This window comes from Pseudomonas sp. B16120 (genome assembly GCF_044218845.1).
Taxonomy (GTDB): Bacteria; Pseudomonadota; Gammaproteobacteria; order Pseudomonadales; family Pseudomonadaceae; genus Aquipseudomonas; species Aquipseudomonas paracarnis.
Genome location: NZ_CP162588.1, coordinates 5,304,619 through 5,320,244, shown reverse-complemented (window position 1 = coordinate 5,320,244; position 15,626 = coordinate 5,304,619). Strand labels below are relative to the sequence as shown.

Sequence of the window (15,626 nt, the reverse complement as noted above, 5' to 3'; positions counted from 1 at the left end):
TCGCGGTGACAGGGGCCGGGTGGCGGCTGGTATACTCGGCGCCATTTTTAGCCAAGCTGTGTGAGATTCAATGGAACGCTTTATCGAAAATACAATGTACGCCTCGCGTTGGCTGCTGGCGCCGATCTACCTGGGCCTGTCCCTGGGCTTGCTGGTCCTGGCGCTGAAATTCTTCCAGGAAATCATTCACGTGATTCCCAACATCTTCACCATGTTGGAAGCCGAAGTGATCCTGCTGCTGCTGTCGTTGATCGACATGGCCCTGGTCGGTGGCTTGCTGGTGATGGTGATGATTTCCGGCTACGAGAACTTCGTCTCGCAGCTGGATATCGACGAAAACAAAGAAAAGCTCAACTGGCTGGGCACCATGGACTCTTCGTCGCTGAAGATGAAAGTGGCGGCCTCCATCGTGGCGATTTCCTCCATCCACCTGCTGCGGATCTTCATGGACGCCAAGAACGTCGATCCACAGCACCTGATGTGGTACGTGATCATCCACATGACGTTCGTGGTCTCGGCGTTTGCCATGGGCTACCTGGACAAACTCACCAAGCATTGATACCCCGCGCCGGCCTTACTGCTCCACGAAGTAGTAAGGCTGGCGGTTGACTGCCATTTGCTTGATCACCGTGACCGGCTCTTTCAGCCGGTCGGTGTGGTCCGTCAACGCCACGTTGCCGGGCTTGGCGCTGAGGAAGGCGCGCAGTTCGGCTTCGGTGTTCAGGATCGGCAAGTAGGCCTGCAGGTAGAACACGCTGGCGCCGTCGATGCGCTCGTTGGGTTGGTACATCGCTACCGTCCTGCCTTCGTCTTGCAGGGTCTGGATCTGACTGATCACGGGTACGAATGAATGGCGCACATCGGCTTTGGGTGCAAACCAGAACGCTGCGCTCAGGTAGCAGGCGATGGCCAGGGCGAAAACCCCGCCAATAATGCGCCGATGATAACGGTACAGCCCCGGCTTATGGTCCTTGGCCCACTCCAGCAACACCCGCGCATACTCGGCAGCCAGTACCGCGGCAGCTGGCGTCAGCGCCATCAAGTACACCGTGCGTTTGCTGGAAGCCAGGGTCAGCAGGGTGAACTGCGCCACCAGCCACACACTGAAAAACAACCGATAGCGGTTGCGCACCAGGCTTTTGCGGAAGTGCCACAGGCCCAGGTACACCAGGATGTTCCAGGGCAGGAAGGCCTCGGGCAGTTTCGCGAGGTAATAGTAAAACGGCTCGTAATGCCCGGCTTCTACGAACGAACCACTGAAGCGCCCGACGCTATTGGTCCATAACACCTCACCCACCGCCTGCATCCCGCCGCGCTGAAACAGAAACCCCAGCCAGATCAGCAACGGCACCAAGGCCAACAAGGTGAACAGCGCTGGCTTGAGCCAATCGCCCAGCCGCAGGCGTTTATCCATCAGGCTGGTGCTGAACAAGTACACAAAGATCACTATGCCCGGCATCGCCAGCCCCAACACGCCCTTGCTCAACGTGGCGATGACCATCCCAGCGGTAAACAACGCCCAAGCCCAGATACTCGAACCTTCACGCTTGGGCCGTACCGCCTGGTAAAACCCCAGCAGGGCCGCGGTGACACCGAGGCTGAGCAACGAATCCTCACCCACACCCCGCACATTGCCCCAATAACTGGCCATGGTCGCCAGGATCAGCGCAGCGCTGAACGCCAGCGTCTGCGGCCGCCCGAACCGACGCAACATCCCGTACAACAGCATCACACTGAACAACCCGGCAAACGCTGAGGCCAGGCGCACCGCCCCGGTGCTAGCGCCAAACAAACGAATCGCCCCGGCATCCAGCCATAGGCTCAGGGGCGGTTTTTCCAAGAAGGGTTCACGAAACAGGCGCGGCACCACCCAGTCATTGTCCAGGTGCATCGCCATGGCGATCCCGGACACCCGGGCTTCGGTAGAGCCTTGCAGCTCGTGGTTGCCGAGGGCGAAGAAGAACAACAGAGCAGCAAGCAAGAGCAGCAGGGGAGCGGGGCGCGTCATGGAGTCTGGCTACCGAGGCATGAGACCGATCGGGCGACCGGTCATGGGTAGTCAGGGAGTATACGAGCGCGATTCTTAACCTTTGGTGAACGGCCGCGGGGTTTTTCTCCGGCGCGTCAAGGCAGTTTCAAACTGGGCAGTGCCGCTTTGCCTTGTTCGGTCAGCACCGGCTCCAACTGCTCCCAGGTGAAGGCCAAGTCGTTGTCGCAACCGTCACCATTGGCCGGTGTCGAGAGTTGCAGGCCCTGGGTGTTGAAGCTGAGGTGAAAGTTGGAGTAATCGGTAATCGCGGGGCAGCCCTCGTCGGTGGTGGTTTGCTTGGCCAGCCAAGTGCTGAAGGCGGCCGGCAGCTTCAAATGGCCGGAGTAGGCGTCATGCCATTGCTGATGGCCGCCGAGCCAGGCCCATGGGTCCACACTCTCGCCGGTTTGCAGGTTCCAGGAGTGCAGGCCCCAACTGATGCCCATGGCGCCTTGGCCTGCGGCCCAGCGGTAAAACCGCACGGTGAGAAATTGCGATGACCAATAGGCAGGCTCAACCTCGATTTCACTGGTATAGACCGAACCGTTTCGACCCAGGTATTCACGCCGTTCATAAAAATAGTCGGTTAGATCTTCGTCATTGACGGCCAACGCGGCGAGTTGCTGGTTGATCTTCTGCACCGCCGGGCCGTCACCCGCAAGCTTGAGCGTGACGCGTGGGCCTTGGGTCTTGAGCTGGTAGGTGTGGTTTTGGAAAGTTTTCTTCTCAGTCTTGATCGGCAGCGGCGCGGCTTCCAAGGGCGCGTTATAGGCATCACTGCCGCAGCCGTCCGTGCCAATGCGGCGCAGGGCCAGTGGCAGCGGCGCACCGCCATCGGTTTTGCTCCAAGCACCGGAAAGAGTATCGCCCTGAGGTTTTTGCAGGGCCCAGAAACCGGTGTTTCCTTCCTCCACCCACGGCGCGTTGTCGTTGGCCTGAGTCAACTGAATCGGGGTACGGATGCGCTGGTAGTAATAACTGCCATGCTCACCATCGGCGCCGTTGAAACAGGCGGTGATAGCGGACTTGCCCAAAGTACCTTGCCAAACCCCGGTCAACTCGGCAGCGGTGGCGAGTGAAGGGATGACGGCGAGGGCGATGACGGCGAAGGGCTTGAACACGGGTATCTGACTTCCGGTTGTCTGATAAAGGCCGTCAGGGTAATGGGAAGTGTGAGGGGATGCCAGCGGGCGAGATGCGGTGAGGCGTCTCGCCCGTTTTCGTGGTTTAGGGTTGTGGCGGATGGGTAGTGAATGGTTGGGTGTTCAGGACCCGTTCTACTAATAGCTCACCCAAAACGATCAATTGCTGAGCGGCCAGCAACTTGTGGCGGTGCGCACCTTCGAGTTCGAAAGCCAGGTCGGTGGTCATGGCGTTGAGAGAGGCGAGGGTTTCGCTGGCTTGGATTAGCAGGGTTTCGGGGTGGATGTTTTCGGCGAGGGTGAAGAGGGTGGTTGGGGGATTGGGGGTGATCTTTTTCATGGCTGAAACTCCTTGATTGATGGAGTCGCCAGACATCGCTGCTAAACGAAAAGGGTGGCGACCGTACGCGGGTTAGCAGACCAGGAATCAAGGAACCCGGCGCACCCGAAAGTGCCCCACGCACAGCCGCCATGATACGAACCAGCGGATGCTGAAAGCATCGCTCGAACGGATGGTGGCTTTGCAGGCCTTGATATTAACCGAGCTGCTAAACCCGGTCGCTGATTTTGCAGCGACAGGGGGAGGCTAGGCTTGTTGGGCTGAGTGCGCTAGTTCACCGACAGCTCGGCATCTTGCGGGAAAATTCCGAAGCCCAGCCCTGTTAACCTCCCCCGTCGTCAGGCTCTGTTAAAAACTCCAGTCCTCAGCCTGAACCAACTGGCAGAACGGCCCGTTGAGCGTGGCATTGTGATGAGCCACGATGGCCTCGGCTTTCATCAAGGGCGTGTCAGAACAGGTATGACCGTCGGCGATAAGCACCGCATCGAAGCCAAGATCACGCGCGGCACGGCAGGTGCTGTCGACGCAGTATTGCGTTTTCATCCCAGTGACTACCACGCCGGTGGCGCCGCTGGAGCGCAGATTGTCCGCCAGGTCAGTCATTGCAAAAGCGTTAGGCCGCCGTTTTTCGAACACCACTTCCCCGCCCAGTAACTTCAGTTCCGGTGCAACCAGCGTAAGCGGGCTGCCCGACTCGATTGGCGAGCCAGCGGGGCCGATGTGACGCGCGAGAAAAATTGGCGCGCCTGCGCTGCGGGCCTTGTCCATCAGGGTGTTGAGCGTTTCCAACAGCTCGTCGCAGCGCCAGGGTTTTTCCGGGCCGTGGATGAGTCCGACTTGGATATCCAGTATCAACAGGGCGTACATGGGTGCATCTCCTTGCGTGTGAACCAGCGACACAAGGCATAAAAAAGGCCCTGTCCATCGCTGGCGGGCCTTTGAAGTTCGTTGGTTATTGGCTCACGACACCTCGCACGCTCCGCTTGATGCGGTCGTGGTGGTGGTTGTCGAGGTGAGGCAATAGGTAGTCATGGGGCGACACTAGCATTGTGGTTGATGGAATGCCAGGTACAAAAAAGACGTCTTTGGACGTCTTTTTTTTTGATTCCGGGGGAAGCTGAAAAGTTTTTTCACCTTATTAATTTATAAAAGTTGAGCTGGAATATTTTGTAAGAAGTTTCCTCTTTTTTGGTAGGCTTTTGCCATCAGTCGAGAGGAAATGGAATGCCCGCAGTCATCGTTGAAAACGACACATCGCAATGGCAAGACGAGACCGGTGCTGTCTATCACTTCCCCAAGCGGTACCAAGCCTGGCTTGCTGAAGGAACCGAAGTGATCTATTACAAAGGACGCATCCAGGACAAAACCTTTGCTTCTGTCCGCCTCAGCGCCGATCCGCATTATTTTGGTATGGCACGCATCGGCAAGGTCTACGCAGACCCGAGGAGTGATAAGGGGGACCTTTTTGCTTTGATCGAAAACTTCACTCCGTTTGAAGGCGCTATCCCCTCGAAAATTAACGGAGCGTACCTGGAGACGATCCCCGCTACTCGCGTGAACAACTATTGGCGTGACGGAGTTCGGTCCATTTCCCAACTGGATTACGATGCAATCCTAAGTCATGCGAAGCTCCTGTCTTCCCAGGCTGACCAGGGCACACCAAATATCGAAGGCGATCCATTGACCTTTGAATCGGCCAATGAAGGCAGCAAATCAAGTTACTTTGGAACCCGTTACGAACGCCGGAAAGATCTAAGGGTGAAGGCCATTGCTATCCACGGGCTTGACTGCAAGGCATGTGGCTTTGATTTCGAACAGGCATACGGCGAGCACGCGAAGGGCTTCATTCACGTTCACCATATAGTGCCGATTTCGGACTTTGGTGGTGAGAAAGCCGTGAATCCTGAGACTGACCTCGTTACGTTGTGCGCCAACTGTCACGCCGTGGTCCATCGCAAGCGGAATATGACGCTGAGCGTTGATGAGCTGAAAGCAATGTTGCGCGGGCGATGGGTAATCGAGCCTTAGCTTTCTACTGTGTTCAGCGTACGGTTTTTTTGTGAGGCTGAACCCTGGATAGTGACATCCTACCGGTGGGCCCATTAGCCGTTACTGTACCCGGAAAGTTGGCTCTCAAGGTATTGCGCGGTCTCCTGATCGGTACAGTATAGGTAGCCGCTTTTTATCCCATTGGAAATGGGACTGGAGAAAGGAGGCGGATTTATTTCCTCCCGTATTTACTGGACTTCAGGCACGAAAAAGACGTCCATAGACATCTTTTTTCGTTCGTTTGGGCCGGGGTAATTTGAATCCGTCGCGTAAAATATTGATTTATAAGATCAATATAGTTCCAAATTTTTAATTGGAATACCAATTGGAATACTGCACTCCACTTGCCCACACGTTTGCATTCGATCTGACCAGCACGCTTCGTGACCATGAGCCATCAAATCCTTTTGCCGGCTGATGTGATTAGCGATGTCGGTAAAGAACCCCTTACCTCAGCAACGAAGCGTAACCGTCCGGCCATGTCATCTACCCAGCCCCGCAAAGCCAAGACATCGTGTGCACTCAAATTTAAGTGAGCACCAGATCTAGCCTTTTAAACGGGTATTTCATGCAGCCAACACTCGGTTCCTATTCCAAGGCCTTCAAAGCCCAGGTCATTCAATATGGGTGCCCAGCACGGCACTACAATTTCCAGCATCGCATTCAGCCGTAAGCGTGCCCGTGGAAGTCGCAAGGCTGGCATGACGCTTTTTTTTGTAAAATTTTTGACGATAGGATGAAGCGTACTCTTCAGAAACTGCTCGTGCCGCCGATGGCCCAGAGGAGCCAAATTCAACCTTCGGGGTTTCAATGCTAGTAAGCAGCTATAACAGCGTGTATGTGCTGTTTTCCTTCGCCGTAGCGATCCTGGCGTCTTATACCGCGCTGGACATGACTGGTCGAGTCACCCGTACCGAAGGCAAAGCATCGGCACTTTGGCTTGCCGGTGGATCTTCCGCCATGGGCACGGGCCTCTGGTCGATGCATTTTATTGGCATGTTGGCCTTCCAACTGCCCATCGAGCTGGGTTACGACCCGACGCTGACTGGCTTATCGTTGTTGATCGCCATCGCCTCCTCCGCCTTTGCTTTGTGGCTAGCATGCCAGACGGAAATGCCACTGCCGCGTTTGCTGCTTGGTGCGGTGCTCATGGGTATCGGAATTGCATCCATGCACTACGTTGGAATGGCGGCGCTGCTGATGAATCCTGTAGTGGAATACGTTCCGTCTTTGTTCGCGCTATCGGTGCTGATTGCTATCCTTGCTTCGGGCGTGGCTTTGTGGATCGCTTTCCGCCTGCGTGGCGAAGGTCAGTACATCAATCGTACACGCATCGGCGCCTCGTTAATTATGGGGTGTGCCATTGTTGGAATGCACTATACCGGAATGGCGGCTGCCCAATTTCCTATCGGGAGCGTGTGCGGAGCGGTCAATGCAGGCATTGATAGCAACTGGCTAATGGTTTTGGTGATTCTGATCACGCTGGCTGTCTGCGCTATTGCCTTGATCGTATCAATGCTTGACGTCCGCACCAGCATACTTGCCAGCTCCCTTGACCTCGCAAACAGTGAACTGGTGCAGCTAGCTCTTCACGACAATCTTACTCGCCTCCCTAACCGTATCCTCCTAAACGACCGTCTTCAGCAAGCGATTCATAAAGCCATCAGGCAGAAGAGCCACTTTGCCGTACTCTTCATGGATCTGGATGGTTTCAAAGCTGTTAACGATACTTACGGTCATCACACTGGCGACCAGTTGCTTCTGCAAGTAGCAAAGCGAATCAACGACGCCAAACGCGGCGAAGATACGGTGGCTCGCCTCGGAGGCGACGAGTTCGTTCTGCTTATCGATCCCGGCGAACCTGAAGACGCTGCGATGTTGGCGCAACGCTTGGTGGAAAATATTCGATTACCTTACGTACTTGGGCGGCAGACAGTGCATGTGTCCGCTAGCATCGGTATCGCTATATTCCCAGAAAATGGCCTAACCGAGCATGAGCTGATGGTCAATGCCGATGCGGCTATGTACCACGCCAAGGAGCAGGGCCGCGATGGCTACTGCTTCTTTGAAAAAGCTATGAACGTTAACGCTCACCTGCAGTTGGAAATGCAACAGGATCTGCGGTGCGCACTGGATCGGAATGAATTTATCCTGCACTTCCAGCCGAAGATGCTCGCCCCAAATGGCCCTATGATCGGCGTTGAAGCTTTACTGCGTTGGAACAAGCCAGGTTTTGGCTTGGTGCCGCCCGTCCGTTTCCTGCCCTTGGCAGAGCGTACTGGATTGATCGTGCCAATCGGTAGCTGGGTAATCCATGAGGCGTGCCGGCAGATGGCCGAATGGCAAGCGTTAGGCGAAGGTAAAGACGAATGGAGTATTGCGGTCAACATTTCGACGGTACAACTGGCCCATGCAAAGCTCGTTGATGTCGTGCGCAATGCCCTGCAAAGCAGTGGCCTGCCCCCCCGTTTCCTGACACTGGAAGTTACCGAATCTACGGCGATGCGGGACGCTGAAGCTGCTTTGATTGCTCTTGATCAATTGGCAGCATTGGGCGTGAATATCTCCATCGACGACTTTGGTACCGGTTATTCCAGCCTGCTTTATCTTAAGCGCCTACCAGCCAACGAACTGAAGATCGACCGAGGTTTTATCACCGAGCTGGCTAAGTGTAACGATGACGCGGCTATCGTTTCGGCCATAGTAGCGCTCGGTAAAACGCTGGGGCTGAGGATCGTTGCAGAGGGTGTGGAAACCGCTGAACAACAACAGATGCTTACCGAGTTGGGTTGCGACATTTTGCAAGGTTACCTGCTGGGCAAGCCGATGAGCGCAGAGAGGATGCTGGAAAGCTTAAGCGCGACCAAGACTCTAGCGTGATACTGCACAAGCCATAGATTCAAGTTGGTGCTTGCTGGTGCAATTTGCAGACCCGCTACATCACCTGATTTAAGCATCAGTTAAACATTCGAATTGGGATTTACGGCTTCTCCTCATTCGTCCGATAGTAAAATTCACTCTAAGGCTAATCAATGTTCAACAAGGCAATCAAGCAGACCTTGGCTGAGGCTCTGCAAAAGCTTCAGGCCGCAGAAGCAAGGGCCGTGGCCGTTGACCGTTCGACGGCAACAATTGAATTTAAACCCGATGGCACCATCATAGGTGCCAATGAGAACCTTCTTACCACCATGGGCTACCGACTGGAGGAGATCGTCGGACAGCACCATCGTATTTTCTGTTTTCCTGATTACCAGGCGAGTGCCGACTATCGTAAGTTCTGGCAGCGCCTGGCTGGTGGCGAGTACATACGTGAACGTTTCCTGAGGCGTAATAAGCAAGGCCTGGAGGTCTGGCTCGAAGCCAGCTACAACCCTATCCGAGGCGCCGATGGTCGCGTCGAAGGCGTGCTGAAGCTGGCCACCGACATTACTACTCAGGTGATCCGTGAGCAGGAGCAGAGCAGCATGGTTCAGGCCATCAGTCGCTCGATGGCTGCGATTTCCTTTAACTTGAAAGGTGAGGTTCTCGACGCCAACGAAAACTTCGAGCAGGCCATGGGCTATCGCCTGGATGAGATTCGGGGAAAGCACCACCGCATGTTCTGCACACGAGGTGAAGCGGACTCTCCTGAATACCGCGATTTCTGGGAGCGACTGAACCGTGGTGAGTTCTTCTCTGGACGCTTCCAGCGACTCAACCGGCATGGCGATACCGTCTGGCTGAGCGCAACCTACAACCCGGTATTCGATGCCAGTGGCCGGCTTTACAAAGTAGTTAAGTTTGCCCGTGATATTACGTCCCAAGTGCGCCAGCAGCAGGCAGAATCCGATGCAGCCACGCTCGCCTACAATATATCCCAGCAGACGGACAGAAGCGCTCGCCATGGTGCCAAGGTCATTAGTGAAACGGTCGAGGTGGTACAAGGCATAGCAGCCGAGCTCTCACGAGCGGCTGAAGGCATCACTGCAGTCAATCAGCAGTCAGAGATGATCCGCAGCATCGTGCAGACCATCCGAGGTATCGCCGAGCAGACCAACCTACTTGCTCTAAATGCTGCTATCGAAGCTGCAAGGGCGGGTGAACAAGGCCGAGGTTTTGCGGTGGTCGCCGATGAAGTACGAAACCTTGCAGCCCGCACGGCGCAGGCCACCGTGGAAATCGTCGATGTTGTGAAGCGCAACCATGAACTAGCGCAGGATGCTGTGGAGAGCATGCAGGCTAGTCGCCAAAAGGTCGATCAAGGCGTCGATTTGGTCAGCCAAGCCGGCTTTGTGATAGAGGAAATTCAGAGCGGAGCACGGCAAGTAGTCGACGCCGTGCGCCAGTTCGCCGAGGCAAAGGAAGAGCTCTGATGTAACTGTATCGGGCACAACCTCGTAAGGCTGTTCCAATTTCTCACGATAAGCGTGCTTGTCCAATATGACATCATCGCTGCTTACTGGGCGCAACTGAACGTTTGCATCCGAGCATCACGTCTTACGCAATTAGACCGGTTGCCAAATATGCGGCAGCAAATGATCGATTTCACTCGCCCGCTGCGTCGGCAGGCGTGTGAGCACGTCCTTCAAATAGGCATACGGATCATGACCGTTGAGCCGCGCAGACTGGATCAAACTCATGATCGCCGCCGCCCGTTTTCCGCTGCGTAGCGACCCTGCGAAGAGCCAGTTCTTGCGTCCAAGAGCCCATGGTCGGATCTGGTTCTCTGCCCAATTGTTGTCTATGGGTACAGCCCCGTCATCGAGGTAGCGCGACAGCGCTGCCCAGCGTTTCAGGCTGTAATCGAGTGCTTTGCTGATGGCTGAGCCTTCGGGCACAAGGTCGCGCTGGGCGCTCATCCAGACATGTAGCATGTCCATTACCGGGACGGCTTTTTCTTTCCGTATTCGCCGCCGTAAATCCGGCTCCAGATCGCGGACTTCGCTCTCGATTTCGTACAACAACTGGATATAGCGCAGGGCTTGCTCAGCAAGCGTGCTTTTATTCGTAGCGTGCAGCTCGAAGAATTTGCGCCGTGCATGGGCCATGCAGCCGATTTCGGTCACGCCGAGTTCGAAGCTGGCTTTGTAACCGCCAAAATCGTCACAGACCAGCTTGCCCCTCCAGCCTTGCAGGAAGTTGCGAGCATGCTCTCCGGCACGGCTGGGGCTGAAGTCATAAACCACCGCTGCCACATCCGAGAACTGGCTGGTGGCGTAGGCCCAAACATAGGAACGGTGGGTTTTCTTTGTTCCCGGCATGAGCATTTGCACGGGTGTTTCATCGGCATGAATAATCTGCTGCCCGAGTACCACTTCGCGCAGCGCATCGACCAGCGGCTGCAACTGAACCCCAGTCACGCCAACCCATTCGGCCAAGGTTGAGCGTGGAATCGCCAGGCCCGCTCGACCGAAGATCGATTCCTGACGGTAAAGCGGTAAATGGTCAGCAAACTTGGCAATCATGACGTGGGCCAGCAGCCCAGCGGTTGGGATGCCCTTGTCGATGATCTGAGCCGGAACCGGTGCCTGGATAAGCGTTTCGCAGTCATCGCAGACCCATTTGCCACGTACATGACGCTCGACGGTGAACACGCCCGGTGTGTAATCCAACTTCTCACTGACATCTTCACCGATGCGTTTCAGCGCGCAGCCGCATGGGCAGTGAGTGTTGTCAGGTTCGTGATGGATCAGTGTGCGTGGAAACTCAGCCGGCAATGCAGTGCGCTTGGGCTTCTGCTTTTTCTCGGTCGCCGCTGGCACTGTTTGCAAGGCCTGAAGCTCTGCTTCAATCGCTGCGATATCTGTATCGATCAGGTCATCGAGCAAACTGGCCTGCTCAGGATTCATCTGCTCGCTGCGCTTGGCAAATTTCAAGCGCTTGAGCTGCGCAATTTCGAAGGTCAGCTTCTCGATCACCGTCTGATCGCGGTTGATCTTCTTGCCCATGGTTTCGACCGTCTTACCCATTGTTTCGACTTGCGAGAGCAATTGCGCAGCTAAGGCACGCAGTTGGTCGGGAGTCATTTGGTCGAGATTGGGAGAAGAAGTCATGCGCCGAATTTTGCCAGAGCAGGCGCTTCGCGGCGATAGACCGATAGGCTAATGGCAGCCGTTAAAGCAGTGTGATCGAGCCGCCGGAACCTGCTCGTTGCCATGGCAGGCCCAATACCAAGGCTTGGAGTTGCTCGGTGTCCAACTGCATTTCAGAGCCATGACGAATGCTTGGCCAGTGGAACTTGCCCTGGCTCAACCGGCGCGCCGCCAGCCATATGCCGAAGCCGTCATGCACCAGCACTTTCATGCGATTGGCGCGGCGGTTGGCGAAAAGATAAGCACAGTGCGGCTGCGCCGCACCGAACACCGCAATCACCTTGGCTAATGCCGTTTCGGTACCAGCGCGCATGTCCATCGGCTCGGTGGCGAGCCAGATGGAGTCGATGCGAATCATCGCAGAAGGTCTCGAAGAAAGGTCGCGCAGGCAGCAGCATTTTCAGTGGGCCAGTTCACTGTGACGGTGCCACGCGGGTGCTGTATTTCAACGCAAATATTCGATGATGATGTGTGGGATTTCGCCCCTGCCAGCGGCACGGGTAACGGAATAAATGCAGGTTGCAGCGCTGTGCTTTTCTGCGCTTGCAGGCGAATCCATTTGTGGACGAGGTTTGCGTTGAGGTTATGGCTGAGTGCGATGCTGGCAATCGAAGCACCGGGCTGGGCACACTCTTGAATGACCTGAGCTTTGAAGGATTTGGAATAGGAACGGCGTGTTGGCTGCATGAAATACCCGCTTAAAAGGCTAGAACTGGTGCCCACTTAAATGTAAGTGCACACCATGTCTTGGCTTTGCAGGGCTGGGTAGATGACTTGGCCGTACGCATACAACGAAGCTGTCTCTCAGCGCCTTGATGATCTCCGACACCCGCGTCTTCTCCGAATCATGGGTCTTACCTCTGACTACAGCGGTGGCTGGGTCGAGGCTATAGTCGCCGTCTGCGTGCTTGTGCAGCCGGTAGACTCCCCCAGTTTTTTCGCTTTATGCGCTGGCCTGATTGTCCAAGTTCTTTTTGAGCACCTGCTCGATGTTCTGGCTCCATGCCGCTTTGAACGCCGGATCAGAGGCAAACAGCTTATAGAGCTCCAGCTCGTCCTTTCGCCTTTTCAGCATCACGTCCTGGAGCATCTTTTCCAATGCGAGGCCGCGATTGTAAGGGTCAGCATTGTCCTCGTACTTGGCTGTGTAGTCCGGGTGTGCGCGGATGCTGTTGACGATGTTGACGAACTTGACACGTTGCTCCTCAGGCGTCGCGCTCCAGCCATGAAACCACCGCTCGTTGAAGCTGCGAATGATTTCATCCAGCGGATCAGTTTCCGGATCGCCGTCGCGGTTGCCGCGTGGGTTCGGGTTTTGCGGCGTCAGTTCCGTGTCGGAATCGTCGAGGCCGATTTCCTGGTTCAGCTTCGTGCGCTCCAAGCCATACGATGACAGGTCAACGGCCTCAAGCAGTTCGTCGAGCATATCCTGATTGGGATCTTCGATCATGAGCTTGGGAATCAGAAACTTCAGCAGCCAGAACAGCTTTTCCCACACCAGCACTTCAAACGGGATGATCGACGCCATCTGACCGTAGATCTTCACGAACTGCTTGGCCTTGATCTTGAAGTCGATCTTCTCGGGGTCCAGCAACTCCAACTCAGTGTTGAAGCGATTGGCTGCAACATCGATGATCGGGCTGAGGGCCTGGGCATCTTCACCGGCAAAATAACGTGTGACGAAGTCTTCGACCTCCTGCCACTCGTATACTCCAACTTGGTCCAGTGCGTCCTTCAGCTCGTGCAACACGTTGACGTCGGTCGCCTCGGACAGCGTTGTCACGGTGTAGAAGGGATCGAAGGCCGTCTTGATGTCATCGACGCTGTTGAAGAAGTCGAGGATGAACAGATCTTCCGTTCGCTTGCCCAACTTTGGGGCCGAACGGTTCAGGCGAGACAGGGCTTGGACGGCTAGGACGAACTGCAGCTTCTTGTCCACATACATCGCAGCCAGCTTGGGCTGGTCAAACCCGGTCAGATACTTGTTGGCCACGATCAGCAGCCGATAGTCGTCAGTGTCGAACTTTTCCCGCGTCTCACTTTCAGGAAAGCCGTTCATTTCGGCTTCGGTGTGCTTCAACCCATCGACGGTCTTCTCTCCCGAAAAAGCGATCAACGCCTTAAACGGGGTTCCTTGTGCGTCGAGCAGCTTGTTTACAGCCTTGTAATAACGGATTGCGGATTCGATATTCTGGGTAATGATCATCCCCTTGGCCTTGCCGCGAAGCTTCTTGGCATTCACGACCTGTGGGATGAAATGGTCCAGCATAATCTCGGCCTTGGTGTTGATCGTGTGCTGGCTGCGTTCGACATAGGCCCGCAGCTTCTTCTGAGCCTTCTGGGTGTCAAAAAGCGGGTTTCCCTCCACGGACTTCTGGATTTCGTAATAGCTTTTATAGGTCGTGTAGTTAGCCAGCACATTGAGGATGAAACCCTCTTCAATGGCCTGCTTCATGCTGTAAAGATGGAATGGCTTGAAGCTCCTGTCGGATTGCTGTTCGCCAAACTTCTCAAGCGTGGTCGCCTTAGGCGTTGCGGTAAAGGCCAGATAGGACGCGTTACCGCGCATTTTGCGGGACTGCATCGCCGCCAGGATTCGGTCTTGCGGATCATCCTCGTCCAGGTCGGTGTCCCCGGCACCCATCGCGCGGTTCATGGTGTCATGGGCCTGGCCGCTTTGACCGCTGTGCGCCTCGTCGATGATCACGGCGAATCGTTTTTCGCTTAGGTCCGCAATGCCATCAATGATGAAGGGGAACTTCTGAATTGTCGTGATGATGATCTTCTTGCCGTTCTCCAGCGCGGATTTTAGGTCGGCTGAACGCAGCGCTGGGGCGACGATGTTCTTGACCTCAGAGAAGTCCTTGATGTTGTCGCGCAGCTGCTTATCGAGCAAGCGCCGGTCCGTCACCACAATAACCGAGTCAAACAAGGGCTGGTCTAGGCCCTTGGCGCCAGGGAGGCCGACGCTATTGGGGTACGCGTCGATCAGCTGATAGGCCGCCCAGGTGATCGAGTTCGATTTGCCTGATCCCGCCGAATGCTGGATCAGATAGCTGTGGCCGACACCGTTGGTGGACGCGTGGTCCAGCAAGCGGCGCACCACGTCCAACTGCTGATAGCGCGGGAAGATCAGCGATTTCTTCGCCAGCGGATCGGTGGCTTTGCCCTCCAGCAGAACGAAATGCTGGATGATGCCCGCAAGGCTGGCGGGCAGGAACACCTCTTCCCACAGATAGGCGGTCTTGTGGCCGCTGGGGTTCGGCGGGTTGCCCTCGCCATTGTTGTGGCCCTTGTTGAACGGCAGAAAGAAAGTCGAGGCCCCGGTAAGCTTGGTGGTCATGAACACCTCGTCGGTGTCCACCGCCATATGCACAAGTGCGCGGCCAAATTGCAGCAGAGGCTGGGTGGCGTCGCGTTTTTCGTGGTACTGCTTCTGGCCATGAAAGCGGGCAGTTTGCCCAGTCCAGGCGTTCTTTAACTCGACCGTGACCAAGGGTATGCCGTTCAGGAACAGTACCATGTCGATTTCTTCCAGAGGGTTACTCTGCGAATAGCGGACCTGTCGAGTGATGCTCCAAATATTGGCAGCGAAGTTTTCGTGGATGCGGGGGGCAGAGCTGGCCAGCGGAGCGGGGTACATCAGTGAGAAGAACGCGTCATCGACCGATAGACCCTTTTTCAGCAGATGCAGCAGGCCGTGCCTTTTGATCATCCGATCAAAGCGCTCAAGGATCTTAGCTTGCCAATCTGATGGGTTGCGCGATTGCAGCTTGGCCAGCTCCTTGCCCTGTGTCGACTCCAAAAACTGCCAGAACATGGCAGTGTCTAGCGCATACTGGGCGTTGAAGTCACCGGGCAGGCCGATGCTATAGGGGCCGCCGCCAACCGGCACGGGCTTGCCTGCCAGCTCTTCGGTCGTCCAGCCGGTCAGATATTTCTGAATCGCCTGCTCGAGTGCAACTTCCCTAGTATTGCTGACCATATACTATCCC

At 55.7% G+C, this 15,626-nt stretch carries 12 protein-coding genes and 1 pseudogene; 5 read left to right on the top strand and 8 right to left on the bottom strand.

Annotated elements, in window-relative coordinates:
- Positions 1 to 70: 70 nt before the first annotated feature.
- The gene (locus AB4P90_RS24850) at positions 71 to 559 is read left to right on the top strand and encodes a TIGR00645 family protein (RefSeq protein ID WP_014719996.1); all 489 of its coding nucleotides are present in this window, start codon (positions 71 to 73) and stop codon (positions 557 to 559) included.
- A gap of 15 nt (positions 560 to 574) precedes the next feature.
- Here the strand turns inward: AB4P90_RS24850 and AB4P90_RS24845 are convergent, their stop codons facing one another.
- The 4 genes from AB4P90_RS24845 to AB4P90_RS24830 form a co-directional block, all read right to left on the bottom strand.
- A complete protein-coding gene (locus AB4P90_RS24845; protein WP_395605444.1) occupies positions 575 to 2,008 on the bottom strand; it encodes an ArnT family glycosyltransferase in 1,434 nt (477 codons plus the stop codon).
- A gap of 116 nt (positions 2,009 to 2,124) precedes the next feature.
- Positions 2,125 to 3,150: a hypothetical protein gene (locus AB4P90_RS24840; protein WP_395605443.1), complete on the bottom strand. Its 1,026-nt coding sequence runs from the start codon at positions 3,148 to 3,150 to the stop codon at positions 2,125 to 2,127.
- 106 nt (positions 3,151 to 3,256) lie between these two features.
- Positions 3,257 to 3,511 (bottom strand): DUF6124 family protein, encoded by a 255-nt coding sequence (locus AB4P90_RS24835; RefSeq protein WP_094774590.1) that lies wholly within the window; start codon positions 3,509 to 3,511, stop codon positions 3,257 to 3,259.
- Between the two features lie 348 nt (positions 3,512 to 3,859).
- Positions 3,860 to 4,378 (bottom strand): cysteine hydrolase family protein, encoded by a 519-nt coding sequence (locus AB4P90_RS24830; protein WP_395605442.1) that lies wholly within the window; start codon positions 4,376 to 4,378, stop codon positions 3,860 to 3,862.
- Between the two features lie 357 nt (positions 4,379 to 4,735).
- Here AB4P90_RS24830 and AB4P90_RS24825 point away from each other — a divergent pair, with 357 nt between their 5' ends.
- The 4 genes and pseudogenes from AB4P90_RS24825 (at position 4,736) to AB4P90_RS24810 (ending at position 9,912) form a co-directional block, all read left to right on the top strand.
- On the top strand, positions 4,736 to 5,539 hold the full coding sequence (locus AB4P90_RS24825) for an HNH endonuclease (protein ID WP_395605441.1): 804 nt from the start codon (positions 4,736 to 4,738) through the stop codon (positions 5,537 to 5,539).
- Between the two features lie 831 nt (positions 5,540 to 6,370).
- Positions 6,371 to 8,440 (top strand): bifunctional diguanylate cyclase/phosphodiesterase, encoded by a 2,070-nt coding sequence (locus AB4P90_RS24820; RefSeq protein ID WP_033690316.1) that lies wholly within the window; start codon positions 6,371 to 6,373, stop codon positions 8,438 to 8,440.
- 152 nt (positions 8,441 to 8,592) lie between these two features.
- Positions 8,593 to 9,321, top strand: a pseudogene (locus AB4P90_RS24815) (PAS domain-containing protein); the annotation flags it as partial.
- A 42-nt stretch (positions 9,322 to 9,363) separates the two neighbouring features.
- The gene (locus AB4P90_RS24810; RefSeq protein ID WP_230633870.1) at positions 9,364 to 9,912 is read left to right on the top strand and encodes a methyl-accepting chemotaxis protein; all 549 of its coding nucleotides are present in this window, start codon (positions 9,364 to 9,366) and stop codon (positions 9,910 to 9,912) included.
- A gap of 132 nt (positions 9,913 to 10,044) precedes the next feature.
- Here the strand turns inward: AB4P90_RS24810 and tnpC are convergent, their stop codons facing one another.
- The 4 genes from tnpC to AB4P90_RS24790 form a co-directional block, all read right to left on the bottom strand.
- Positions 10,045 to 11,592, bottom strand: a complete 1,548-nt coding sequence (gene tnpC / locus AB4P90_RS24805) for an IS66 family transposase (protein WP_034128274.1) — start codon at positions 11,590 to 11,592, stop codon at positions 10,045 to 10,047.
- 61 nt (positions 11,593 to 11,653) lie between these two features.
- Positions 11,654 to 11,989, bottom strand: a complete 336-nt coding sequence (gene tnpB / locus AB4P90_RS24800) for an IS66 family insertion sequence element accessory protein TnpB (protein WP_009682493.1) — start codon at positions 11,987 to 11,989, stop codon at positions 11,654 to 11,656.
- Complete coding sequence (tnpA, locus tag AB4P90_RS24795) at positions 11,986 to 12,318, bottom strand: IS66-like element accessory protein TnpA (protein ID WP_009682494.1); 333 nt, start codon at positions 12,316 to 12,318, stop codon at positions 11,986 to 11,988. The genes tnpB and tnpA overlap by 4 nt, the downstream gene beginning before the upstream one ends.
- A gap of 256 nt (positions 12,319 to 12,574) precedes the next feature.
- Positions 12,575 to 15,616, bottom strand: a complete 3,042-nt coding sequence (locus AB4P90_RS24790; protein WP_047882040.1) for a type I restriction endonuclease subunit R — start codon at positions 15,614 to 15,616, stop codon at positions 12,575 to 12,577.
- Between the last annotated feature and the right edge of the window lie 10 nt (positions 15,617 to 15,626).

Coding starts and splice junctions, on each gene's coding strand:
- AB4P90_RS24850 (WP_014719996.1), top strand. CDS start 71: ATGGAACGCTTTATCGAAAATACAATGTACGCCTCGCGTTGGCTGCTG.
- AB4P90_RS24845 (WP_395605444.1), bottom strand. CDS start 2,008: ATGACGCGCCCCGCTCCCCTGCTGCTCTTGCTTGCTGCTCTGTTGTTC.
- AB4P90_RS24835 (WP_094774590.1), bottom strand. CDS start 3,511: ATGAAAAAGATCACCCCCAATCCCCCAACCACCCTCTTCACCCTCGCC.
- AB4P90_RS24830 (WP_395605442.1), bottom strand. CDS start 4,378: ATGTACGCCCTGTTGATACTGGATATCCAAGTCGGACTCATCCACGGC.
- AB4P90_RS24825 (WP_395605441.1), top strand. CDS start 4,736: ATGCCCGCAGTCATCGTTGAAAACGACACATCGCAATGGCAAGACGAG.
- AB4P90_RS24820 (WP_033690316.1), top strand. CDS start 6,371: ATGCTAGTAAGCAGCTATAACAGCGTGTATGTGCTGTTTTCCTTCGCC.
- tnpC (WP_034128274.1), bottom strand. CDS start 11,592: ATGACTTCTTCTCCCAATCTCGACCAAATGACTCCCGACCAACTGCGT.
- tnpB (WP_009682493.1), bottom strand. CDS start 11,989: ATGATTCGCATCGACTCCATCTGGCTCGCCACCGAGCCGATGGACATG.
- tnpA (WP_009682494.1), bottom strand. CDS start 12,318: ATGCAGCCAACACGCCGTTCCTATTCCAAATCCTTCAAAGCTCAGGTC.
- AB4P90_RS24790 (WP_047882040.1), bottom strand. CDS start 15,616: ATGGTCAGCAATACTAGGGAAGTTGCACTCGAGCAGGCGATTCAGAAA.